At 41.6% G+C, this 25,014-nt stretch carries 21 protein-coding genes and 1 tRNA gene; 13 read left to right on the forward strand and 9 right to left on the reverse strand.

What is annotated here, in order from left to right; genetic code table 11:
- The first annotated feature begins 1 nt into the window (after position 1).
- The 3 genes from H6G05_RS12635 to H6G05_RS12645 are packed head-to-tail and all read left to right on the forward strand — an operon-like array spanning position 2 to position 2,511.
- A complete protein-coding gene (locus H6G05_RS12635; RefSeq protein WP_322096358.1) occupies positions 2–1,183 on the forward strand; it encodes a peptidylprolyl isomerase in 1,182 nt (393 codons plus the stop codon).
- A gap of 49 nt (positions 1,184–1,232) precedes the next feature.
- Entirely contained in the window at positions 1,233–2,195 is a 963-nt protein-coding gene (locus H6G05_RS12640) for a PhoH family protein (RefSeq protein WP_190578515.1), read from the forward strand.
- A 58-nt stretch (positions 2,196–2,253) separates the two neighbouring features.
- Positions 2,254–2,511 carry a MoaD/ThiS family protein gene (locus H6G05_RS12645; RefSeq protein ID WP_190578516.1) on the forward strand — a complete coding sequence of 86 codons (258 nt, stop codon included), beginning with the start codon at positions 2,254–2,256 and terminating at the stop codon, positions 2,509–2,511.
- 22 nt (positions 2,512–2,533) lie between these two features.
- Here H6G05_RS12645 and H6G05_RS12650 read toward each other — a convergent pair whose 3' ends face one another.
- Positions 2,534–2,749 carry a DUF2949 domain-containing protein gene (locus H6G05_RS12650; RefSeq protein ID WP_094535705.1) on the reverse strand — a complete coding sequence of 72 codons (216 nt, stop codon included), beginning with the start codon at positions 2,747–2,749 and terminating at the stop codon, positions 2,534–2,536.
- A gap of 438 nt (positions 2,750–3,187) precedes the next feature.
- On the opposite strand from H6G05_RS12650, the gene H6G05_RS12655 reads away from it, so the two are divergent.
- Complete coding sequence (locus H6G05_RS12655; protein WP_190578517.1) at positions 3,188–5,215, forward strand: PAS domain-containing hybrid sensor histidine kinase/response regulator; 2,028 nt, start codon at positions 3,188–3,190, stop codon at positions 5,213–5,215.
- Between the two features lie 182 nt (positions 5,216–5,397).
- Here the strand turns inward: H6G05_RS12655 and H6G05_RS12660 are convergent, their stop codons facing one another.
- Complete coding sequence (locus H6G05_RS12660; RefSeq protein WP_190578518.1) at positions 5,398–5,664, reverse strand: hypothetical protein; 267 nt, start codon at positions 5,662–5,664, stop codon at positions 5,398–5,400.
- A gap of 223 nt (positions 5,665–5,887) precedes the next feature.
- Here H6G05_RS12660 and H6G05_RS12665 point away from each other — a divergent pair, with 223 nt between their 5' ends.
- The 4 genes from H6G05_RS12665 to H6G05_RS12680 all read left to right on the forward strand — a co-directional run bounded on the left by H6G05_RS12665 (position 5,888) and on the right by H6G05_RS12680 (position 9,762).
- Positions 5,888–6,649 carry a DsbA family protein gene (locus H6G05_RS12665; RefSeq protein WP_190578519.1) on the forward strand — a complete coding sequence of 254 codons (762 nt, stop codon included), beginning with the start codon at positions 5,888–5,890 and terminating at the stop codon, positions 6,647–6,649.
- Positions 6,650–6,795: 146 nt separating this feature from the next.
- Positions 6,796–8,142, forward strand: coding sequence for a phospholipid carrier-dependent glycosyltransferase (locus H6G05_RS12670; protein WP_190578520.1), 1,347 nt, complete (start codon positions 6,796–6,798; stop codon positions 8,140–8,142).
- Positions 8,143–8,255: 113 nt separating this feature from the next.
- Complete coding sequence (locus H6G05_RS12675) at positions 8,256–9,227, forward strand: DnaJ C-terminal domain-containing protein (RefSeq protein WP_190578521.1); 972 nt, start codon at positions 8,256–8,258, stop codon at positions 9,225–9,227.
- Positions 9,228–9,279: 52 nt separating this feature from the next.
- Entirely contained in the window at positions 9,280–9,762 is a 483-nt protein-coding gene (locus H6G05_RS12680; protein ID WP_190578522.1) for a CRR6 family NdhI maturation factor, read from the forward strand.
- 13 nt (positions 9,763–9,775) lie between these two features.
- On the opposite strand, the gene H6G05_RS12685 is transcribed toward H6G05_RS12680, so the two are convergent.
- The 4 genes from H6G05_RS12685 to H6G05_RS12700 form a co-directional block, all read right to left on the reverse strand.
- Positions 9,776–10,204 carry an HNH endonuclease gene (locus tag H6G05_RS12685; protein WP_190578523.1) on the reverse strand — a complete coding sequence of 143 codons (429 nt, stop codon included), beginning with the start codon at positions 10,202–10,204 and terminating at the stop codon, positions 9,776–9,778.
- Complete coding sequence (locus H6G05_RS12690) at positions 10,197–10,607, reverse strand: STAS/SEC14 domain-containing protein (protein ID WP_190578524.1); 411 nt, start codon at positions 10,605–10,607, stop codon at positions 10,197–10,199. The genes H6G05_RS12685 and H6G05_RS12690 overlap by 8 nt, the downstream gene beginning before the upstream one ends.
- 97 nt (positions 10,608–10,704) lie before the next feature.
- Positions 10,705–11,841 (reverse strand): hypothetical protein, encoded by a 1,137-nt coding sequence (locus H6G05_RS12695; RefSeq protein ID WP_190578525.1) that lies wholly within the window; start codon positions 11,839–11,841, stop codon positions 10,705–10,707.
- A gap of 294 nt (positions 11,842–12,135) precedes the next feature.
- Entirely contained in the window at positions 12,136–12,348 is a 213-nt protein-coding gene (locus H6G05_RS12700; protein WP_190578526.1) for a hypothetical protein, read from the reverse strand.
- 314 nt (positions 12,349–12,662) lie between these two features.
- Between H6G05_RS12700 and H6G05_RS12705 the strand changes: the two genes are divergently transcribed.
- Positions 12,663–12,944, forward strand: coding sequence for an antibiotic biosynthesis monooxygenase (locus H6G05_RS12705; protein ID WP_190578527.1), 282 nt, complete (start codon positions 12,663–12,665; stop codon positions 12,942–12,944).
- A 10-nt stretch (positions 12,945–12,954) separates the two neighbouring features.
- On the opposite strand, the gene H6G05_RS12710 is transcribed toward H6G05_RS12705, so the two are convergent.
- Positions 12,955–13,179, reverse strand: a complete 225-nt coding sequence (locus H6G05_RS12710) for a DUF6737 family protein (RefSeq protein WP_190578528.1) — start codon at positions 13,177–13,179, stop codon at positions 12,955–12,957.
- Positions 13,180–13,200: 21 nt separating this feature from the next.
- Complete coding sequence (gene argS, locus H6G05_RS12715; protein WP_190578529.1) at positions 13,201–14,946, reverse strand: arginine--tRNA ligase; 1,746 nt, start codon at positions 14,944–14,946, stop codon at positions 13,201–13,203.
- A gap of 352 nt (positions 14,947–15,298) precedes the next feature.
- Here argS and H6G05_RS12720 point away from each other — a divergent pair, with 352 nt between their 5' ends.
- Positions 15,299–15,841 carry a hypothetical protein gene (locus H6G05_RS12720; protein ID WP_190578530.1) on the forward strand — a complete coding sequence of 181 codons (543 nt, stop codon included), beginning with the start codon at positions 15,299–15,301 and terminating at the stop codon, positions 15,839–15,841.
- Positions 15,842–15,965: 124 nt separating this feature from the next.
- On the opposite strand, the gene H6G05_RS12725 is transcribed toward H6G05_RS12720, so the two are convergent.
- Positions 15,966–16,622: a hypothetical protein gene (locus H6G05_RS12725; protein WP_190578531.1), complete on the reverse strand. Its 657-nt coding sequence runs from the start codon at positions 16,620–16,622 to the stop codon at positions 15,966–15,968.
- A gap of 468 nt (positions 16,623–17,090) precedes the next feature.
- On the opposite strand from H6G05_RS12725, the gene H6G05_RS12730 reads away from it, so the two are divergent.
- From H6G05_RS12730 to H6G05_RS12740, 3 genes are all read left to right on the forward strand, one after another.
- Positions 17,091–17,164 (forward strand) — tRNA-Asp (locus H6G05_RS12730).
- Positions 17,165–17,591: 427 nt separating this feature from the next.
- Complete coding sequence (locus tag H6G05_RS12735; protein ID WP_190578532.1) at positions 17,592–21,086, forward strand: PAS domain S-box protein; 3,495 nt, start codon at positions 17,592–17,594, stop codon at positions 21,084–21,086.
- Between the two features lie 368 nt (positions 21,087–21,454).
- Entirely contained in the window at positions 21,455–25,012 is a 3,558-nt protein-coding gene (locus tag H6G05_RS12740) for a PAS domain S-box protein (RefSeq protein WP_190578533.1), read from the forward strand.
- Positions 25,013–25,014: the final 2 nt, after the last annotated feature.

Here is a 25,014-nt window from a genome sequence, read left to right on the forward strand (position 1 = left end):
AGTGGCTAATTTAGTTTTGGATGCAATGTTGAATCTTAATTTAAATCGTAATTTAGAAAGAAGCAGCGATCAAACTAATCATCAAACAGATCTCATTTTTCAGAGATCTTGGTGGTTTAAAGGCGTGACGTTGGCGATCGCTTGTTTGCTCGTGACTTGTTTAACGATGATATCGGCGATCGCGCCAAGTATGGCAGCCTTACCAACCAAAAGTGCGATCAAAGATCCCCGCATTATCTTGAGAAATGCTTTGCCGATTGATAGTGAGATCCTGCGTGATGTCCAACACACTTTGGAGCAAATGCCTCGTCAAGCCAATTTGAAACGATGGAGCAATCTTAAAAAAGATATTGAAACGATCGCGCAATCCCTAACTCAAAATCAGTCACAGTTGATTGCTGAAGTTAGTAGCGATCGTCAAGGATTAGTCACCGAACATTTGGCGAGCTTAACAACCGCCCTTGTGCCTCTCCAAGAAGCGATCGCCATCAAAGATCGCAACAGTGTCAAAGCTCTATCAGAAAAAGCCTTAGATTACGTCGGTCTGGTCGAAGCTGACTTTATTCAAACCTTCCCCTTTACAGTTCCTGCGAAGTATGACAATCTCCCTCAACTCAAGGGACGCGCTCTTGTAGAACTATCCACAGAGAAAGGCAACGCTACGATTACGGTTGATGGCTATAACGCGCCAGTCAATGCAGGACAATTTGTGGATCTTGTTCAGAAAGGCTTTTACGATGGGCTAACTTTCACCCGCGCAGACGAAAACTATTATTTGCAGACAGGCGATCCCGTTGGTCCATCCGACGGCTATATCGATCCCAAAACCAAAAAATACCGCACAGTCCCCATCGAAGTACGCCTGCCCGATCAAAAAGTGCCTACCTATGGCAAAACCTTTGAAGAGCAAGGCTTATCGGGAACAATACCTGTACTACCTTTTGCCGCCTTTGGGACTGTGGCGATGGCGCATCCCAATGATGATGCCAATGCGGGTTCATCGCAGTTTTTTATATACCTATTTGAATCAGAACTAACTCCCGCAGGCTTAAATTTACTCGATGGCAACTACACCGTTTTTGGTTATGTCACCGATGGTAAGGAAACTTTAGATAAACTAAGACTAGGCGACAAAGTTTTGTCCGCCCGTGTCATTAGTGGCGCTGAAAATTTAACTAATTAGTGTGTGGGGCAAAGCCCCACACAATCACAACCAGAGGAAAATTAATTTAATGGGTACTCCCCGCGACGAACCGTACATTTTGAGCTTGCCAACTCCCAGTAGTGCCATCAGTCTGGCAGGAACAAGGGAGGAAAATCTCAAAACACTTGCAGAGCTAACGAGTGTACGGCTAGTGTTGCGGGGACAAGACCTCTTAATTGATGGCACACCTGAGCAGATCAGTCTGGTGGAACAGGTGATTAAGGCGATGAAGCCGCTGTGGTCACAAGAAAAAACGATCGCCGCCGTAGATATTCGCGCCGCCCTTGAAGCGATCGCCGAGGAACGCTCTGGAGAATGGCGCGATCGGGCGACAATATCCCGTAATAAACGCGGAGACTCAGTGCAACCACGCACCTATCGCCAGCAGCAATATGTAAAGGCGATGGAAAGCCACGATCTGATTTTTGGGGTTGGTCCTGCGGGTACTGGCAAAACATATCTTGCGGCTGTCGCGGCAGTTAGTGCTTTACAGAGCAACAAATTTGAGCGGATTATCCTGACCCGTCCTGCGGTCGAAGCAGGCGAAAGTCTGGGGTTCCTCCCTGGAGACTTACAGCAAAAGATTGATCCCTATCTGCGTCCTCTCTACGACGCAATGCACGAAATGATCGGGGCAGAGAAAGTCCCGCAATTAATGGAGCGCGGCATTATTGAGGTTGCACCCCTTGCTTATATGCGTGGGCGCACCCTTAGCAACTCATTCATCATCGTGGATGAGGCGCAAAACACAACCGCCGCGCAAATGAAGATGGTTTTAACCAGATTAGGTTTTAAATCGCGGATGGTGGTAACGGGTGATATCACCCAGATCGATTTGCCTCGCCATCAAAAATCAGGTTTGATCATCGCTATGAATATTTTAAAAGGGGTTGAAGGCGTTTCCTTTAACTTGTTCGATAAGAATGACGTAGTGCGTCATCCCCTAGTGCATCACATCATAGCCGCTTACGAAAATGCAGAAGCAGATTAGGAAACAAGGGTTGCGAAGCAACCCTTGTTTCCTAAATTAAAACTATTCCCATAAACCAATGGCTGAAGATATTCAAATTACCGTCAAACTATTTGCAATTTTTCAAGAAGTACTCGCTACTGATGAACTGCAAATTAATTTGGAGCCGAGTACCTCGGTATCAGCAATATTTGATCGCCTTGTGAGCAACCATCCACATCTAGAGAAATGGCGATCGCTTACTCGTTATGCCGTCAACCTAAATTTTGTAGATCCCCAGACAATTCTTAAAAATGGTGATGAGGTAGCACTGATCCCCCCTGTGAGCGGTGGATAGCATCGATCCACCCTCATGATGTTTAACCTTGACCAGACCAGTCCAGCAAGCCACTAAACTGGTGCAAGTCAATAAAACTAAGCTGTAACAAAATCATCAGCAAGGGGCCTTCTTGGCGTTCTTGCCAGCGTTTGGCAACCGCCAACTGCTCACGGTCAACGACAGACAACTCTAGCAGGTGTCTCTCTAAATCTTCTTGGCGACTAGCGATCGCATATGTCTGGGAGTGATAACTCATTGAGATCAAATAACTAATTACTTAGGCAATTTGGATTAATAGCGTAGCGCACCTTACCACATCTATCAACGCCCGTCAAAATTATTTTTTTATTAAAAGATCAAGAAGCGGCGCAAAGCGCCGCTTCTTGATCTTTTTGAGTTTGATTTATCTTTATAATTGATAAATATTTCAAAAGAATTTCTAAAAGATTCACCTGTCAGAATCTCTGAAAGCGCATAATATAGCTGTCGCCAGTCTTGATAGGACACAAAATCCAGAAACGAATGGCGGGGCTTTTCGCCACCATTCGCTTCTGAGGTTTGGGTTTATCCTAATACAAGTGGCTATAGCTATAAGTTTAATCAGTCTCTTAAAATTGGTAATCTTTTCTAGATTGCATCACTCTTGTTTTGGACGCTTCAAGTAATTTCCAGTGCTTTTACAAAATTTCCCTACATGGACAATCCCAAAGTTTCTGAAGAAATATCCACAAAAGATTGGCAAACGATCCAACAAGAGATCAAAGAATTACGAATGGAAGTCAGCCGACTTCAGATGGAAAACTGTGATCTGGAAAATTCCCTATTAACCGCAGTTGAACATGGCGATCTTGTTGAATCGGAACTACTAGATGTCAATAAAAGATTAAAAAGTGAAATCATTGAACGCAAGATGGCTCAGGCTACCTTGCAATCAATTTTAGAGATTGTCTATCGTGATAAAAGCGATCTCGAAATCATGCTGATGACTACTACCGAACATGGTGACGCGATCGAATACGAGCAGTACAATCGCGCCGTTGAAACCATGCGCCAGAGTGAGGAACAGTTTAGGGCGATCGCTGAATCAACCAGTATGGCAATGCTCGTAAGTAGCCTCTCAGATGGGACGATCACCTATGCCAATACCAGCGCTGGCACAATGCTACAAAGGGAATCCCACGAGTTAATTAAACGCTCAATTAGGGATCTTTACTATTTACCAGCCGACTGGGAGATTTTACAGCAGCAATTTTTGCAAAATCAAAGGGTACGTGACTATGAGATTCGTCTATGTAGAGCAAATCAAGAACCTGTGTGGGTACTAGCCTCCCTACACCCACTATGGCTAAAAGGTGAACAGGTCTTATTAAACACTTTTTATGATATTACGTTACTTAAAAAGATAGAAATTGCGCTACGTGAATCAGAAACAAAACTGCGGGAACAGGCTAACCTTTTAGAACATCGTGTTGAGGAAAGGACTCGCGATCTTAAACTTGCCAAAGAGGCTGCCGAGGCAGCAAGTCGCTCTAAAGCAGCATTTTTAGCCAACATGAGTCATGAATTGCGAACTCCTCTGAACGCGATTCTGGGCTTTGCTCAGCTTATGCTCTATGACCAAGAGTTAAATGAGCAACATCAAGCTGACCTACAAACCATCTGCAATAGTGGTAATCATTTACTAACGATGATTAATGACATTTTAGAAATGTCGAAACTCGAAGCTGGTAGCGTACTTCTTCGAGAAAAGGAGTGCTATCTGTACAATATTGTGGATACGGCAAGAGATATGTTGTCTCTGAAAGCCCAAGAGAAATCGCTATCTTTCGATGTCAGCATTCAACCAGATGTTCCCCCCTATATTTATACCGATGAAGGTAAGTTACGCCAAATATTAATCAACTTGATCAGTAATGCGATCAAATTTACGGACACAGGATATATTCGTGTTCGTGTGGATGTTCGTAGGCTTACGGAGGATGTGAAAGCTATAGCTGGAGAATATTCGGAAATACCTCGTATTCTTTGTTTTGAAGTGGAAGATACTGGATCAGGTATATCTGAAGCGGAAATATTAACCTTGTTTCAGCCTTTTGTGCAGACGCATTCTGGTAGGCGATCGCAAGAGGGAACGGGGTTAGGGCTATCCATTAGCTATAACTACGTCAAGATCATGGGTGGACAGATGTCTGTAACTAGTAAAGTTGGCGAAGGTTCTACTTTTAGCTTTTATATTCCTGTCAGATCCTTAGATTTATTTAGTCTAAATTCTCCTAGCAAATCGCCCAATCGGGTGATTGGTATTGAGGGAAATCCAACTTATCGCATCTTAATTGCTGAAGATATCCGTTTAAATCGGCAACTATTAACTAGAATTCTATCGCCTCTGGGATTTGATGTGCGCGAAGTTAGTAATGGCGAAGAAGCGATCGCCGTGTGGCAGTCTTGGGATCCACATTTGATCTGGATGGATGTCAGAATGCCTATATTGGGCGGACAAGAAGCAGCCGCAGCAATTAGGGAACTTGAATCAATGAGAAATATATCGGCATCGCAAAAAGTCCGAATTATTGCTCTAACTGCTAGCTTAATCGATCTTAGAGAAGAAGACTTGTTTTTGCACGGGTTCGATGGATTTCTCTCTAAACCATTTACTGAAGATAAGATTTTTGCCAGAATGGCTGAACATCTGAACTTGACCTATATTTACAGCAGTAAATAAGTTATATAGCAACGCAAGAGATAGATAGGACATAAAACCAAAAAGATGGGTGGCGGCGCTTCGCGCCGCCACCCATCTTTTTGGTTTTATGTCCTAAGCAAACTCAGTAAGGCTTTAAACCCTTATTGCATGGTAAGGGCAATTCATGAATTGCTCTTACCATGCATTCTTTTGCGTAAATTTTAATGCACATATGAACGAAATGGAGAAGCCTTTTCTGCTAAGATTTCCTGCATCTTCAAAGTGTTATACACAGGATTATGCTCATAATCTCCATAGAGAACAATATTTGCCAAAAATCCATTTACCCCCTGTACATCTTCAATCCGTTCTACATATTTACAAGACTTGATCGATGGATTGTTTTTACGCCAGTTTAAATATTCGGAATAGCTACCTGCAATAATAAGAGTCTGGCTGTTGTTGAAAGCATCAGTAATAGCGGTCATTTTTTATATCTATTAGTATTAATAAGATTTTCTTAATTACGTCTCAAAATAATTTCCTCAGTTGCAATCTTAAACAAACTTAGTATAACTTAACACATTTCGTCGTCACCCATTAGGGTGCTAGAAACAATAGAAATGCAAGGGCTGTACTTCTGTTTTTAATTAGCGATCGTGTAGACTGAAGACGAAAAGAATTCCGCCTTCTATTTGGGATGTTTTTGCAATGCGCCTCCAACCTTATCTATTGTCAGCCTTAGTTGCGCTCTTACTGATGATTACTAGTTGTGCTTCTACAGGACAATCTGCTAGCGCTCAACTGTCTGATGCTCAATTTGAATCCAAAGTCTTAGAGATTATTCGTAAAAATCCACAGGTGATTTTAGACTCCGTGCAGTCTTATCAAAGATCTCAGGCTCAGCAAGAAGAGCAGTTGCGCGATAAGGTGTTATCACAGATTCGCCAAGAGCCTCGTTTGTTACTTCGCAATTCCCCAGTGACAGGTTCGGCAAGTCAGAAAATTATTATGGCGGAATTCTCCGACTTTGAATGTCCTTTTTGTGCCAGAGGTCATGCTGTAGTCAAAGAATTTATGTCAAAAAATCAGAATGATGTAACTTTGGTATACAAGCATTTCCCCTTGTCAGAGATCCATGCTCAGGCGGAACCCGCAGCTTTTGCCTCATGGGCGGCTTTCCAACAAGGTAAGTTTTGGGAATACCATGATGCTTTGTTTGAGCAGCAGAACAAACTTGGTGAAGAGTTTTATTTGGAATTAGCTAAGAACTTAAAGCTTGATATTGATCGCTTTAATCGCGATCGCCAAAGCAAAGAAGCCAAGGAAGCAGTTAAGAAAGATTTTGAACTTGGTAAATCTTTAGGAGTGCGCGGCACACCTTCCTTTGTAGTAAACGGAGTATTTTTCTCTGGTGTACCAGAGGTCAAGGATTTGGAAGCATTGGTTGCTCAAATTAAAGCAGGTAAATAATTAGAGAATAGCTTTGCTAAGCAAAGCTATTCTCTAAATTAAAATCTCTAAAAAGCTTGCTTTGCGAGCCTTTTAGAGATTTTAAAAAAGTAGATCGCATTTTCTGTGTTTTTAGTAACTTTGTATTTTTTAGATGAGAAAAGTAAATGAGCAATTGGAGTAAGCAAATAACTATGACTCCCTTTGCTCGTTTATCCGATCGCCTGATCTGGCTATCAGAGCATCCGATCTATGGAGTAATGGCGATCGCTTTAGTAGCCTTTGCTAGCCGATTTTGGAATTTGGATGGTCTGGGGGATATCGTTTTTGATGAGCTTTACTACCCTAAGTTTGCTCAAAATTATCTGCGTGGTGCGCCATTTTTTGATGCTCACCCGCCCCTAGCCAAGTACATCATTGCCATAGGGATTCAGCTTTTTGGCTATGCACCCTTTGGCTATCGCTGTATGACTGCATTAGCAGGCTCACTGCTGCCCTTAGTTACCTATGAGTTGATTTGGCAGTTGAGCGATCGCCGTGGTTGGGCATGGCTAGCAGGTTGGTTTGTGGCAATGGATGGTTTGCTATTGGTGGAGTCACGGTTTGGCTTGATCAATACCTATATTCTGCTGTTTGGGATGCTCAGTCAGCTATGTATAGTGCTAGCCCTCAAGCGATCGCGCCAACGTTGGTTTTGGGTGATGGCTACAGGCTTAATGTTAGGCGCATCAATTAGTGTGAAGTGGACAGGCTTGGCTTATATTATCGGGCTTGCCGTTCTCATGGGTTATGCATGGTCACGTTATCGCCAAACTTTAAATGCATTGCAAATCTTAATTGGTTTAATCATTTTACCGATCACCTTTTATTTTGTGCAGTGGATTCCGCATTTGATGATGAATCACGAATTTGATATTTGGGAACTACATCAACAGATTCTTGGATTTCATCAAAACTTGGGTGCTGGCAAAACTGAACCGATTCATCCCTATTGTTCACCTTGGTGGAGTTGGATTTTATTAATTCGTCCAGTTGCCTATTTCTTTGAGATGCGTCCCAATAGCATGGTGCAATTTGTTCATGCGATGGGTAATCCATTGTTATATTGGCTCAGTGCGATCGCCTTATTGATCTGGTTAGCTTTTTTAATTTCCTCGAAATTAAGATTTCCTCCAGAGATATTAACCCAAATGCTTCCTAAAGAGCGATCGCAACTATTTTGGTTTGCGTCCTATGTGACGATTAGTTTTGCTGGTCATTGGTTGCCTTGGAGCTTGAGCAAACGTTGCATATTTCTTTATCACTATATGCCCGCCTCAGTTTTTGCCTTTGCCGCCCTTGCCCTTTTAGTTTCGGTGATGTGGCGATCGCCATTACAAGAAATTAGAACGCTCGGTTCGGGGATTGTAGGAATTATTGCGATCGCTTTTATATTTTGGTTGCCTATTTATATCGGTTTACCGATCTCATCGGGTTATTTGCCCGTGCTAATGTGGTTACCTAGCTGGATCTAACACAAGACGTTGCTTCGTAACGTCTCTACTCATACTTTTGACAAACGCGCAAGTGTTTCCAAAAGCTACGATAAGGTAAGCTAAGTTATCTCCTTGTTTGCAGTTCGGGAAATATGCAAAACTTTCGCAACTATTATGAAATCCTCGGTGTTCCGAAGACAGCTACGGCTGACGAAATTAAGCGCTCCTATCGCAGGTTAGCGCGGAAATATCATCCCGACCTGAATCCCAATGACAAGGCAGCCGAGGAGCGATTTAAAGATATTGGTGAAGCCTATGAAGTCTTATCTGATACCACCAAACGTCAGCAATACGATCGCTTTGGGCAATATTGGAAACAAGGCGGATTTCAAGGTGCAGGCGGACGACCACCATCATCGCGTGAGCAATATACGCCAGACTTTGAGCGTGGTGGCTACACAGGTGATGTGGACTTTAGCCAATATAACGACTTCCAAGAGTTTGTTGATCAACTCCTAGGCAAATTCCGCACCAATGAACGCGCCCAAGATACTGGTGGGGCTTCATCCTATCGCACCAGCACCCAAGCACCACCACGCCCCACACCACGCCGTGATTCGGAAGCTCTTTTAGAATTACCGCTCGAACGCGCCTATGTCGGTGGTCGCGAACGCATTCGTCTAGAAGATGGGCGATCGCTTGAGGTGAATATGCCCGCAGGTGTACTTTCGGGGCAAAGAATCCGCCTAAAAGGTCAGGGTGCATCAGGTGGCGATCTCTATCTCAAAATCACGCTTAAGCCCCATACATTCTTCACCCTCGAAGGTTCCGATATTCGCTGTCAATTGCCCATTTCACCGAGCGAGTCAGTTCTTGGTATTCAAGTGGAAGTGCCAACCCTCAGTGGATTAGTAAAGTTAACTATTCCCCCTGCGGTGAAGTCTGGACAGCAGTTAAGACTCTCTGGCAAGGGCTTTCCAAAAGATGCTAGAACCTTTGGCGATCAATATGTAGAAATCCAGATTGTCGTTCCCAAAAATCCTAGCAAGCGTGAACGTGAACTTTACGAGCAGTTGCTAGAAATCCAATCCTTTGACCCTCGCGAAAACTTACCGAAAAAATAAACACTAGGGCGGCGCATTGCACCGCCCTAACTTAATTCTATCTAAAAGCTATATGTCTACTGTCATCTACATTAACCAAGCCTGTATTGAGTCGCTGGATATTACTCCTGCCAAAATTGCGATCGAGAAGTTGTTAGCCAATTGGGATGAAACGCCAGAAAGCGATCGCCAATTTCAAATCGAACTTGTATGGGATAAGGAAGATGGCGACCCTCGCGAATTATCAGAAATATCGGAAGTGCGTCTCTGGTTTGTGCGTCTCGATGCCACCTATCCTTGGTTTAGCTATCTCCTCGATTGGCGTGCAGAACTCAGTCGCTATGCCGCGATGCTAGTCCCCCATGAGTTTAAGCGCGAAGGTGATGGCTATGTGTTGCAATACAATCCTGAAGCACTGGAGCTTTTTGTGATGCAGAAGGTATTCACAATTTCTCTCTGGCTCAAGTCTCGCGGTATTGATAGCACAGCCAAGTTACAACAAATGACTCAAAGCCTAGGTTATGAAATAGATACAGCATTTTTTAACCTCTTGTAAATTCTGAAGATAATTAGTATTTAGGAGGATGTAGTCCTGCCATAAGTAGCAATTTTCTCATATTGACCACTCCAGCACGATTCATTTGTAAGGCGTTGATAGTGGCTCTACCTATAGCTGTCAAACCAACTACTTGCAGGAAATCATCACTCCACACAAAGTTATCTATCCATTTTTGATTTCTGGGATTGTAAAGAGACACTAATTCGCGGCTAACTGGATCTGTAGATTGAGTTTTTGTGTATTTATGTCCATTGCATCCACCACAGGAGAAGGCTAAGTTGTCCAGTGTTGTTGTTCCACCTTCGGAGATTGGCACAATATGATCGATAACAAATGGCTGTGCAGAGTAGTCCATAGAACATCGACAATATTCACAAAGTCGGTTAGCTCTTTCTATGATTTGACTCTCTTCCGTAGCTGTGATGTATCGCCTAGACATGGACTGGTTGAGGATGAATTTGTAGTTGCTTCATCAATTCGGCTAACGAAATATTTCGTAACTGCGATAACTGGATAAGATGCTGGAGGCGATCGCCATCAGCTTTTTCAACAACATCGATCAAGTTAAGTAAATCTTGATGTTCTGCGGCAGTAATAGTTTGCGATCGCATTTTTGCGCTTAGTTCATTGTATTTCTGTTGTATTTCTTCTGGTAAAGCTTGATTTATTTTTTGTAGTAGTTCTAGTTCTAGTGTAGGAAGACTAGGATTTTGGCGATGGGCTAATACTTGTCGAACTTGAATAAGTAATTTCTCTAAATCAGGTGTGTCTAGCTGAGCTACTCCAGTTAGTAGTTGATCGAGTTCGATGCTGATCTCTGATTTAAATTGAACTGTAGCCATGTGTAGTGACCTTTGCAAGGTTGTCGATTACATATTCTTAGTCAGAATTATAGCAAGACAAAATACTTGCCGCCATTTTTCGTATTAACTATTCCAATTATTCATTTAAGAAATCGTTGAGAATATCGACAATCACCTTAAAGTCAGCAAAATCTTTAGCATCCTTTTTCTCAGAACAAATCCATTTACAAAACCTCATCTTTTGAAATTCTTGAATTTTATTTACTTCTCCATAATCACCAATTTTAGTTTTTGGTAAATAAAATTCCTTAGTAAATAAATGATCAGGAAATAAATTTTCAATCCCTTTTTTGATCTTTCTATTTTCCTGTTTAGGGATAGATCTTATTTTGAGATTATCATAATCAGCACTTTGCTTTTTCGTGTCACAGTCATATAAAAGCAACACTTTTCTAGTTAAAAACTTGGGATTAGAAAGAAGAACATCTCTAGTATTATTTAAACCACTATCTCCAGTATTAATGCTTTTTCCTTTATCTACAGAAGCTCCAACCCACTCAATATCTACTTGAGCTAAGATTTCTGTTTTACCCAATAGATCCAATGCTGTTCTGATATAAATTGGATCTGTTTCACCTTCTGTCAAAACCAAGAATTTAGAACCTTTCTTAACAGTAGTTTGTACTTCATCTTTGATTATATTGACTCGTTTACAATATTTGTAAAACATAGTCTGTCCACGATTAGACATTTGATAACTACAATAATCTTCCCAAATATGTACTGACCAGTGATCTAGAGATACACGTAAATTTCGATATGTGTTGCTTTCGCTAGCATAACCATAACGGTATTTTAAAAAACTTTCAGGATAAATAACTTTTGTGATTGCAGGAATATTAAAATGCGCCATAATTCTTAATATTCCTATACCTTCACCTTCCCACATTCTTAAATGTTGGATTACATAAGAAAGATTCGCGGGATTGTCTGGATCAGCAACAACAATAATACAAAAACCTAAATACAAAGGGTTGTTATGCTCACCATCAAAAAGACCTGCTTCATATGCATCAATAATTAATTGTGCTTGATTGTCTTCAAAATAAATATCATTATCAACATCAACCCACCAACTAGGAATTTCTTTTTTGTCAAATCCATAGCCACTCATTATCCAAAAACTACCAACAATATTTTGAGGATACTCTTCGAGTAATGCTTTAGCTCTGCGACAATTGGTAATTCCAATTTCAGGTAAATGTACTGTCATTCCTAAGATTCTTATGAGAAATACAATGAAATTATAATACAAGTAAACATAGTTCAAAATGCCATAAATACATAATTAAAACCTTCATCCCTTCTCCCTAAAAGAATGCAAATCCAGCAAATCAAACATGTCATGCTCTTTAAATTTACTGATGAACTGGGCGATCGCCTCTAAACCCTGCTCGATAAGAAAAAAGCAGATACAATAACTGCTACAGAAAATCTTGAGCTAGAAGCGATCGGAGAGCTAGACGAAATTTTTAGCTATGTTAATGGGGTGATCGCTATGCAATCTCTAAAAACAGACTGATTGAGGATAAATTTGTAATTGTTCCATTAATTCAGTCAGTGAAGTATTCCGTAACTGCGACAATTGGATAAGATGCTGGAGACGATTGCCATCCGCTTGTTCGACAATATCAATAAGCTTGAGTAAGTCTTGATACTCTTCAGGAGGGATAGTTTGCGATCGCATCTTTGCGCTTAAATCATTGTATTGTTGCTGCAATTCTACTGGTAAAGCTTGATTGATTTTTTGCTGTAGTTCCAGTTCTTACTTTTCCCGTTATCTTGCTGTTTCAGCATAACCGCCAATATTCCTACCGCCACAAGCCTTATTCTAGCGTTGTATATTGTCATTAAGTAACACTTATTGCAAATATAGTTAATCCTGAAACTCTTGCCTAGAAAGCATTTCAGAGATGACGTAAAAAGTAAGGCGATCGCGAGTTTAAACGTGGGAGATTTTCAAAGTCTGAATATGGAAAGCTTAATGCGATCGCTATTCTCGTAAAATGTATTGACACGAATACCAAGTAACTTATGCAATATGTTTTAATTATCCACGAAGTCGCGGACTATCCTGCTTGGAAGAAAGTTTTTGATGAGGCGGCAGATATTCGCAGAGAAGCTGGTGAGCGATCGTATCAGGTTCTCAAATACGAGAACGATCCAAACAAAATAGTACATTTTTCTGCATGGACAGCGATCGCAGATGCTAAGAGATTTTTTGAGTCGCCTAAATTAGTCAAAATCAGAGCAGAAGCAGGTGTCAAGTCTCCTGATTTTATCTACTTGGAGCAACTTGAATCTGGCACGCTCTAATTCTGAAGTGTTAATCAACCTCTTGATTTATTTCTTGCATAGCTAATTTTGGAAATAGAATCACAAAAAATCCCATCCATGCTGTTATGGGAATCGCGACCAGAATTGATAACCAAACTAGTTTGAATAATAGCCAGCTACCACTAATGATCGAGAAACCAGTCAAGATAATTGACCAAGGCTGACACCACCAAGGTTTATGATTCCAAACGCTATCAGGTTGTTCTAAAGTCATTTTTGAGTTCCTATTTATATTTTACATACGTTCTAAAACACGGATACCGAGTAAATTTAAGCCAAGCTTAAGAGTCTTAGCAGTGATGTCACAAAGACTTAAGCGGGAGATGCGTTCAGATTCTTCAGCTTGTAGTACAGGACATTGCTCGAAGAATTGATTGAACTTTTGGCTGAGTTCAAAGAGATATTGACAGAGACGGTTTGGGAATAGTTCTTCCGCAACTGCATCGATCGCTTCGGCAAATTGTAACAAATGCTTAGCTAAAACAATCTCTGCTTCCTGAGTAAGCTTTACTGCATCAACATTTAAACTGGCAAAATCAATTTCGCCCTTGCGTCCAATCCCCTGTACGCGCACATAGGCATAGAGCATATAGGGTGCGGTGTTTCCTTGCAGAGCTAGCATCTTGTCAAAGCTGAAGATGTAGTTACTGGTGCGATTTTGCGAGAGGTCAGCATACTTGACCGCTCCAAGTCCGACCGCTTCGGCGACATCTTGCTTAAACTCCTCTGAGGCTTCAGGATTGCGAGTTTCGATGTCAGCACGGGCGCGAGTGATTGCTTCTTCAAGGAGACTTTTGAGAGCGATCGTATCACCCGATCGCGTTTTAAACTTTTTGCCATCGTCACCCATCACCAAGCCAAAGGGAACGTGGGTAGTCTGCACAGTTTCAGGAATCCAATTAGCGCGTTTAGCAACTTGGAAGACTTGGGCAAAATGTCCTGACTGTCCGATATCAGTAACGTAAATGATGCGGGTGGCTTTGTCTTCACGAATGCGATAACGCAGAGCTGCAAGATCAGTGGTTGCGTAGTTGTAACCGCCATCAGTCTTTTGGACTATGAGCGGTAAAGGCTGACCATCTTTATTGGTGAAGCCTTCCAGAAATACACATAACGCACCTTGATTCTCTTGCAATAAGCCAGTTTCGCGTAAGTCGGTAACGACATCGGATAAGAACTGATTATAAAAAGATTCGCCGCGCTCTTCTAATTGGATATTGAGTGCATCATAGATTTTTTGGAATTCACGGCGTGATTGTTCGCAAAGTAATTGCCATGCTAGTTTGGCTTCAGCACCTCCCGCTTGTAACTCCACGACAGCATTGCGAGAAGTTTCCTTAAAGGCTTCATCTTCATCAAAGCGTTTTTTTGCTGCCCGATAGAGTTCTACCAAGTCACCGATCGCGATCGCATCAGCTTTAGTCAGTGCATCGGGATAAACTTCGCGCAAGTAAGAAATCAACATCCCAAATTGAGTTCCCCAGTCACCGACATGGTTTAGGCGTAGGACTTCATGTCCTTGAAATTCTAAAATTCGGGCAATACTGTCACCGATAATCGTCGATCGCAAATGTCCGACATGCATTTCCTTAGCAATATTCGGACTAGAGAAATCGACAATTACGCGATCGGGTTTCTCAACCTTGGCGATCGCGAGGCGATCGCTTTTTTGCATTTTTGCTAATTGGGTTTCTAAGTAACTAAGTTTTAGCTTTAAGTTAATAAATCCTGCTCCTGCGATCGTTGGAGCCTCGAACATGTCGTCAACTTTTACGTTTGCGATTATTTGGGCTGCTACATCTTGAGGCTTTTGTTTAAGCTTTTTGGTTAAGCCTAAAGCTGCATTACATTGATAATCGCCAAACTTAGCATCCTTAGAAGGAGCGACGGCGGGATCGTGGTTGGCATATTCTTCACCAAAGGCGGTAGCGATCGCCTTAGAGAAGCGAATTTTTAAATCGGATAAAATGGAAGTGGTCATGGTTTAGTTGTCGCTTTAAGCCTAGGCAAATCAATATAGCGTTTTTTAAGATCTATTGACTGATGTTACATAAGTAGCTGGGCATAATTAAAACCCAGAGCCAAAACTTGTGGCGCACGCGCAGCGTGCGCCACAAGTTTTGGGCTTCTAAAACCCTTGCTGGGCTTGGTTTTAATTCACGAAAGTATTTCAATACTTTCGTGAATTGGTATAAAGAGGGTTTGGAGATCAAACCCCTACCCATCGTCCTTAATCCAAGAGGGCTTGGCCTCCAAGCCCTCTTGGATTAAGGGAACTACAGAGGCTCTTTTGCCTTCGTATGGTCTGTAGAGTTACCATAGTGGAAAAAATAATGAAAAACTTTAGGGTTAAGGCTTTCAGCCAAATTTTTAGGCAGGTATGTTTGGGTGTTGGTGCTTTGGCGATCGCGCAATGCTCCTTATTCGCAAATCCCAGTTTTGCTGCACCGAACAATATCAAGCTGAGTGTGTATCCTAGGGATTCGGGTGGGACTTTTCCGCTTTGTCCTACTGAGGTGCGTCTCACTCAAACACCGCGTCCCTATGCTGAGGGTGGTTATACTACTGATGGCTTAGCTTCTCTGAGTTGGTTTGCAAGGGAGTTTCGGATCGAGAAAAGCGATGAGTTTAGTGTGACTTGGGTGGCAAATTTGCAGGTCAAGTATCGCAACTGTAAGGGGACAGCAGGTATAGCTAAGTATAACGATGAGCCGTTTGAAGGTCATTCATATTTGCGGATGCGGTTTGTGGATGACAAGGTTTACTTGATTTTGGATATGACGGGGATGAGTGATGCGAATGGGTTAACGCCTGTAATTTTGAATAAGGGGGTGAAGAATGGTAATCCTTTTTGGACATGGGGAGGCACGGATTAATCCAAAAGCAACAAATGGCGGAGCCATTTGTTGCTTTTATAGCAATGCAAAAGATGAGTGGCGGCGCTTCGCGCCGCCACTCATTATGTCCTAAGCAATTGCTATATCACTTCAAACTATTTCTCTAGCGCTTTTCACGGCTGATTAACTCTTCTTGAAGTTTAGGAAGACTATCTAACTCAAATATAGTGATTTGTCCAGAATTTGCGCTACCTCTACCATTTTGCAATAGCTCGATCCAGTAGCCGTATTTTTTGCCTTGACGTAATTCTCCTTGTAAAGCCTTGAGAATTGGTGAAGCATTTTTAGCCTGCGATCGCAGCACCATAGCTGGCGTTGGATATGCATAAACCCGTTTAGCCGTTGCATAATCACGCATAATCTCTGGTCCATAAATAGAACGCAGTGACTCTTCTAGACGCGATCGCGTGACCCCATTGATGATGTCAAAAAATCTAATCTGCTCACTTCTAATCAAATTTGCATCGCCCTTTTGGATAGCGGCAATCCCCGGCAGCACTACACTAGCTTGAAATTGAAATCGTCTTGATGGGGTGTCACTTTTTCGCACGAGTAGCCGCTCGCCAGCCGCTGGACGTAATACTGGATTTGTTCTAATCCAGTCAATGACTTGATCGGGCGTTTGCCCAGGTAAGGCGATCGCAGATGGCACAATTGATCGCCATGTGGTTGGTAGGGCAATACTGGTTATCTGCATCAAAAGCGTTGTCGCGATCGCAATTTTTAAACCTTTGATGTTTGCGCTCTTAAAGCAATTCATGGGAGTCCTCTACACCAATTAAATCCGATTGCGTTTTGCAAAGGTGGGCTTACTCATTTGCAAAACAGATTTGCAAATCAAAAAGACAACTACATTAAGGTTTTGCAGTTTTTATTTTGCCTACGGCAAAATAAAAACTGCTATATAGACAAATTTAGCTAGCAAATAATGGGTGAAAGGATATCACGGACAGGCGTAATTGCAATGACTTTTTCAGGCTTTTTACGATATTTTGAGGTGTTGGAGTGATCGCAGGTTATGGGATGACAAGATTGCATCGCCAAAAGCTCTACTCTGCAAAGCTCTTTGGCGTTTTATGAAGAAGTTTTTAAAAAATACGCTCAGAGTATTGACAAACGCCTTTTAAATCTACATAATAAGGAGCGCTTAAATAAAGAAACGCAAAAAACGAGCTGCAACCCAGTTAGTAAAAAGCAATTCTAGAAATAAGTTTAAGCACGAAAATTTGGGTTCGTAGTTCAATTGGTTAGAGCACCGCCCTGTCACGGCGGAAGTTGCGGGTTCGAGCCCCGTCGAACCCGTTCTAAAATACTAAAAAAGGAAGGTACTGTTTTGCAGTACCTTCCTTTTTTAGTATTTTCAGTGCCTATCGATATCTTTCATCAAAAATAATTTTTGTAATGCAGATTGGTGTTTTGATTACCAAAATTACCAAAGAGAATAAATCTTCTCCTAAATCTGTCAAACTTAGAAAAAGAATTATATCAACGCAGTGATGCAAACGTTTTTGGCTGATTAATTAGTAATTAATTACTAATTAATTGATGTTACGCAGAATGCAGACGCGGAATCTCTTACAGCTAGCCAAGTAGGGTAACCACGGGGAAATCGCGACTATCTTATATAATTCCTGTTCTGTAGGGGCTGCGCCCCCATACAAAACCCATTTAGGATTCCTATATCTGCGTAAGGTGAGTAATTAAATATCCCTAGAATTAAGTGCAAGCGATGAACGCTAAAAGTCTTCTCATCCGTAAACAATTACTATCAGCGATCGCTCTTGATCCGTTGATAGTTGCTGTGGACACAGGAGTCATAACGGCGATCGCCTCTATGGAGAAAACAGGCTCAAGTTGTGTTTTGGTAGTCAGGAACAACCATGAAACTGAGGCAATTAGTTTAGTTGGTATTGTGACCAAACATGATATTTTTCAGTCCATTGCTCAGCATGTTCTTTTAGATAATTTATCGATACAGTCGGTAATGCATGATTCGGTGGTTACCATTCAAGAATCAGCCCTACTCGATTTCCCATCTGTCCTCAAAATATATCAACAACATCGAATTCATCATTTACCTGTACTAGATGGCGATCGCCTTGTTGGGGTGTTATCTCAAGATGCTTTAATCGATCTGTTGACCCAGAATGTTTTGCAGGGAGGATTCGAGGATCAGGATTTATCTATACTTGACCATGAAGATAGCCGAGATATTAGCGAAAAAATCGACAGCACCATTACCGCAGGTGTTACGAGCCTCCATGATTTGACAACACTTAAGCAAGTAAAAGAATCCTTACAAAATAGAGAACAGTTTTTACGCACAATCTACGAAGGTGTTGAACAGGCTATTTTTACAGTTGATGTATTAGAAGATGGAGAGTTTCGTCTTGTTGCTTTTAATCCAGCCGCCGAAAGATTATCGGGGCGTTTAACAGCAGAAATATGTGGAAAATCACCCACCGAAGAAATCCGTCAAAACTATATAGCTTGTGTCCAAGCAGGAACTTCGATTACCTATGAGGAATGCCTAGTTTTTAAGGGGCAACCAACTTGGTGGATTACCACTCTAAATCCTATTTATGATGCATTAGGGCGTATTTGTCGCATTGTGGGAACTAGCACCAATATTTCTCAACGCAAGAAAATGGAAACTGCTCTCCAAAATCTGATTGAGAGTACTTCTGCGGTTACAGGTGAAGATTTTTTCCCAGCTTTAGTTAGTCACATTGCTAGAGCGCTTAATGTTTCCTATGCGGTAGTTACAGAAGTAGAAGGTGATCGACTGCATACCCTTGCTATTTGGACAACTGATACATTGCAAACCGATTTTTTATACGATTTTGCAAAGTCTCCCTGCCAACGCACTTTACAAGATGGGATGTTTTTTTGCGATCGCTCTTTACAGCAGCAGTTCCCAGAGGATCGTGATCTCGTAGGGATGGGGGTAGATAGTTATTTGGGGCTGGTCTTACGAGATAGCCATGAGCGAGCGATCGGGACTTTATGTATCCTTGATAAGCAGCCAATCCAAGATCCGCAGTGGGCTGAAAACCTGTTGCGGGTATTTGCATCCCGTGCGGCAGTTGAGTTAGAGCGCGAACGAGCAATGTATGCGCTTGAACAGTTAAATCAAGAACTGGAAACTAGGGTGCAAGAACGCACAGCAGCATTGCAAGAAAGCCAGCGTTTTATCCAACAAATTGCCGATGCATCACCGAATGTCCTTTATTTGTACAACCTCCAAGAACAGCGTAATATTTACGTTAATCGTGAGATTGGGATTATTCTTGGGTACACCCCCGATGAAATTCAATCGATGGGTTCCAATTTGTTTACTAATTTAATTCATCCTGATGATTTCAAGCGATTAGTCTCTTACCATGCCCAAATTCTTGCGGCTCAGGACGGCGAAATTCTCGAATTTGAATATCGGATCAGACATGTAAATGGAGAATGGCGTTGGTTCTATGGTCGAGATGCAGTATTTAAGCGCGATGCCGATGGTCATGTGATTCAAACTATTGGCACTGCTCAAGATATTACTGAACGTAAACGTTTGGAACAAGAACAAAGTAATTTGCTTTCTATTCTTGAAGCATCGACAGACTATATTCTCATTGCCGATATCACAGGTCAAGTAATCTGGAATAACAAGGCGCTTAAACGGATGCGCGGGCTGTATAGTGATGCTGAAGTCAAGCAACAAAGACCAATAGATTATTATCCTCAATGGACAGTGGATATGCTGGAGGATAAAGCGAAACCTATTGTAATTGCTGAAGGTAGTTGGCTCGGCGAAACTGCATTGCTGGACGCTGATGGACAGGAAATCTTAGTATCGCAATTGCTGCTTGGGCATAAATCATCTGAAGGAGAAGTGGAATTTTTCTCTGCGATCATGCGTGATATCCGAGTTCAGAAGGATTATGAACAACAGCTAGAACAAACGAATGCCGAAATGCTCCGTGCTACAAGACTTAAGGATGAGTTTTTGGCAAATATGAGTCATGAATTACGTACTCCTCTTAATGCAATTTTAGGCATGTCAGAAGCATTACAAGAAGAAGTCTTCGGTAAACTTAATGAACGTCAAGCAGCTTCGATCTCTACTGTCGAAAGTAGTGGTCGGCATTTATTGGGATTGATTAATGACATTCTCGAACTCTCTAAAATTGAAGCAGGTAAGCTAGAGCTTGATATTGATCAGGTTTCCATTACTGATCTTTGTAAATCAAGTTTGGTATTTGTGAAGCAACAAGCTTTCAAAAAACAGGTTCAACTCAATGAGTCGTTTCCTAGAGATATGAAAACAATATCTGTAGATGAACGCCGTATGCGTCAGGTGTTGATTAATCTATTGACTAATGCGGTGAAGTTTACGCCTACAGGGGGAAAGGTGACGATCGAAGTGCATTATGAACCGATAGATTTTAACCTTGCCGAGCGGATACCCATAATCCGTCCTACTCAGTTACCTGATTCTCATCCTGCCATGCATGACTGGATACCTCATGATGATTGCTACGTCTGCATTTCAGTCATTGATACTGGGATTGGGATTAAGCCTGAGGATCAAGAAAAACTCTTTCAACCCTTTGTCCAGATCGATAGTAGCCTGAATCGTCAATATGAAGGTACTGGACTTGGACTTGCCCTAGTGAAACGAATTGTAGAAATGCATGGTGGAGATGTCAGTATCCATAGTGAACTAGGAACTGGTAGTTGCTTTACTTTACGCTTGCCACATATCTCTCAATTAGATCAAAAATCATTGCTAATTGCTTCTCCATTTGATAAGAGATTCCCCAAAACAGAGCTTTTGACGGTTACTGCTGAACCTCCTCATTATGTCAATCCATATTTGATTCTTTTAGCAGAAGATAACGAAACCAATATTATTACGATGTCCAGCTATTTAAGTGCTAAGGGCTATCAAATTCTCTGTGCTAAGAATGGACAAGAAGCGATCGCCATGGCTCTTTCATCTCAACCTGATCTAATCTTGATGGATGTACAAATGCCTGTGATGGATGGGCTAGAAGCGATGCGTCAGATGCGCCAGATTCCGAGTTTAGCTAATACACCGATTATTGCCCTGACGGCTCTAGCGATGACGGGCGATCGCGATCGCTGCATTAAGGCGGGGGCTAATGAATATCTTACTAAGCCTGTCAAACTGAGACTATTAACTCAAACGATTCAAAACCTTTTAAATATATAGCTGTCGCCATTCTTGTTAGGACATAAAACCCAAATAGTGTGAGGCGGCGCTTCGCGCCGCCTCACACTATTTGGGTTTTGATTTGTCCTGATACAGGTGGCTATAGCTATATGTCCTCATACACTTGGTGACAGCTATATGACTTACGGCTTTGCCGTAAAATAAAAACTAGATTTTTGACGAAGTAGCTTCGCCACACCATCAAAAATCTGGTTTTTATTGGCTACTTACGAAAAAAACGAGATGTAGATACAATTTATGCATTGCCTCTACGGTAAAATAAGAATCTCATTCTATTTTTGCTTAATTCCTCAAGTACTTAGATCTCACTATTAATCTACGCCCCTATCCTATATTCTTAGCTGAATATGACCACTACTACCAGCCCCATCATCAACAAAAAATTAATATCGTTGATTGCTACAGAGCCTTTAATGATCTCGTCAAAAGCTACTGCGAAGCAAGCGATCGCCATGATGGGAGAAACTGCTTCAAGTTATGTGCTGGTGATGGAAGGTTTAGATGAATGTGATGAGAAACAGAATTTAATTGGTATTTTAACTGCACGAGATGTTGTTCGCCTGAGTATGCAGTCTCATGATTTAGAGCAATTGTCTATTCAGGAAGTGATGAGTCATCCTGTAGTTACCATCCAAAAATCGATAGTCGATAATATTAACGCTGCGCTAAACTTATTTCGGCAATATCACATTCGTCATTTGCCAGTTCTAGATGGCGATCGCCTCATTGGTCTGTTATCCAAAGATGTCTTGACGGAAATATTGGCGCAGAAAGCTTTAGATACTAGTAATAGCGAACAGAAAATTATTAATGAGCAACGTTATTGCGCTTTGATGGATGGAGCTAGTGATGCAATATTGCTTGCAAGTCCTCAAGGTAACTTGATTGAAGCCAATCAAAAAGCCGAAGAACTCTTGGGCTATAGCTGCGATGATCTGAAGCGTTTACATGTATCGCAAATACATCCGCCCGAAGCCATTGCCGCAGTGCAAAATCATTTCAAAAATGCTACGCAAAATAATTTTGCTTCAGCAATGGAAAGTCTTGTGCTGCGGAAAGATGGTAATCAGATTCCTGTAGAAATTACAGCCAGTTGTATTGAATTAGATGGGGAAAGGATCGTGCAAGGAATCTTTAGAGATATTCGCGATCGCAAACAAGCTGAAACTGCTCTATGGAAAGCCAATCAAGAATTAAATTATCACATCGAAAATTCTCCTCTCGCCACCATAATTTGGGATCCAGAGTTTAGAACTCGTCGTTGGTCAGCCCGTGCCGAAGAAATTTTTGGATGGAAATCTGATGAAGTCCTAGGTAAGACTTTCTTTGAGTGGAAATTTATATATGAGCCTGACATTCCTTCTGTCCAAGAAGTTGCAGCCCAAATCCTGAAAGAAGGAAAGGCTAGTTGCCATAACCGTAACTATCGTAAAGATGGCTCGATTATCTATTGTGATTGGTACAATTCAGTTTTACTAGATGAGGCGGGCAATCTTGTATCTATGACTTCTTTAGTACAAGATGTCAGCGAACGCAAACGTACTGAAGCAGCTTTGTTCGATACTAACAAAAGATATCAGGCTTTGTTTAACCATAAAACCGATGCTGTATTTATCAATAGCTTTACTGACACAGGCAAGCCCAGTACTTTTATCGAAGTCAATGATACAGCCTGTGAGAGTTTGGGATATAGTCGAGAAGAGTTGCTAACAATGACCCCTAGCGATATTACTCCTAAGGATTTTTTCTGCAACAGAGCCGTTATGGAAAAACTCCGCACTCAAAAATATGCTTCTAGTGAGGTTTTACACCAGACTAAAGACGGCAGGATTTTCCCTGTAGAACTGAACTTAATTGAATTAGAGGATAATGAAGGCAGGATTTTGGTAATAGCTTCTGCTCGTGATATTAGCGATCGCAAGCAAGCAGAAACTGCTCTTCAAGAAAGCCAACATTTTCTTCAGAAAATAGCTGATGCATCACCGAATATTCTCTATTTATACGACATTCAAAAACAGGAAAATATTTACTCTAATCGGGAAGTTTTCTCGATCTTGGGTTACTCACCTGATGAAATTAAAGAGTTAGGCGATAACATTGCTATCAACTTAATGCATCCCGATGATCTCAGATTGGTTTACCCAGCTTACTATGACAAAATACGAACAGCTCAGGATGGAGAGATTATTGAAAATGAATATCGAATGAGACATGCTAACGGAGAATGGCATTGGCTATATAGTCGAGATTCAGTTTTTAGTCGCGATGAGAATGGGTTAGTTAAGCAAATCATTGGTACGGCTCAAGATATTACAGAACGGAAGAATTTAGAACAAACCCAAAAGCGCTTGATTGCTATTTTGGAAGCCTCAACCGATTACATCAGTATGTCAGATGCTAAAGGTAATATCTTTTGGAAAAATGCTGAGTTAAAGCGCTTGCGTGGTATAGATCCTATTGAAGATGTACTGCAATTTAGACTGGTTAATTGCCATCCTCAATGGGCTGTGGATTTGATCGAGCAGCAGGCTATTCCCAGTGCGATCGCCAATGGAAGCTGGCTGGGGGAAACAGCATTGCTAGATGCGGAAGGTCGAGAAATTCTTGTATCGCAATTGCTGCTTGTCCACAAATCACCACAGGGAGAGATTGAGTTTTTCTCCAGCATCATGCGCGATATGCGAGTTTACAAAGAATATGAACAGCAACTAGAGCAAACAAATGCCAATCTGATCCGCGCCACTAGTCTCAAAGATGAATTTCTTGCCAGCATGAGTCATGAACTTCGTACTCCTCTCAACGCTATTTTAGGTATGGCAGAAGCATTGCAAGATGACATTTTTGGCGCTGTGAATGAGCGGCAAATTAAGGCTTTACAAACCATTGAACACAGTGGTGTCCACTTGCTAGAACTGATTAACGATATCCTAGATGTCTCTAAAATTGAATCAGGTCAGATGATTCTAGACTTTGGATTTACTAACGTAAAAGCGCTCTGTCAATCTAGCATTGCCTTTGTCAAGCAGCAGGCTCAGCAAAAGAATATTCAGATTGACGAGAGGATTTCCCAAAATCTACCAGAGCTATGGGTTGATGAAAGAAGAATTCGCCAAGTCTTGATTAATTTACTCAATAATGCTGTCAAATTCACTGCGGAAGGAGGACGAATTACCCTCGAAGTTACTCAGTTTTCTCTCAATCCAGTTCCTAATGCTGCTACTGCCAAAAACTTCTTACGAATTGCGGTAATTGATACGGGTATAGGTATCGCACCTGAAAATATCCATAAACTATTTCAGCCCTTTGTCCAAATTGATAGTGCTTTAAATCGGAAGTATGCAGGTACGGGGTTAGGATTGTCGCTCGTAAAGCGCGTTGTTGAACTACATGGAGGTGAGGTGGGGCTGACGAGTGAGTTAGGAGTTGGCAGTTGTTTCATGATCGATCTGCCCTATATCTCCGCTGTTTCTCAACCAGATTCAGTTATAGATATACCTCCCAGCAACGTGCTACTGGACACTGCCGCCAATACGTCTGACGCACCTTTAGTCTTACTAGCAGAAGATAACGAAGCGAATATAGCTACTATTTCTAGTTATTTAATTGCGAAGGACTATCGCGTGGTTTTTGCAAAAAATGGTCAAGAGGCGATCGCCTTAGCAAAATCCCATCATCCTGACCTAATTTTGATGGATGTCCAAATGCCAGTAATGGATGGATTAGAAGCAACTAGACAAATTCGCTGTGATCCTGACTTAATAAACATTCCAATTATTGCATTGACAGCATTAGCGATGACAGGCGATCGCGAAAAGTGTTTAACGGCTGGAGCTAGTGAATATCTGACAAAACCTGTCAAACTAAAAGCGTTATCCCAAATGATTCAAACCTTTTTGGCTCACTAGCG

Origin of the sequence: Phormidium tenue FACHB-1050 (assembly GCF_014696925.1) — a bacterium.
GTDB lineage: Bacteria > Cyanobacteriota > Cyanobacteriia > Pseudanabaenales > Pseudanabaenaceae > Pseudanabaena.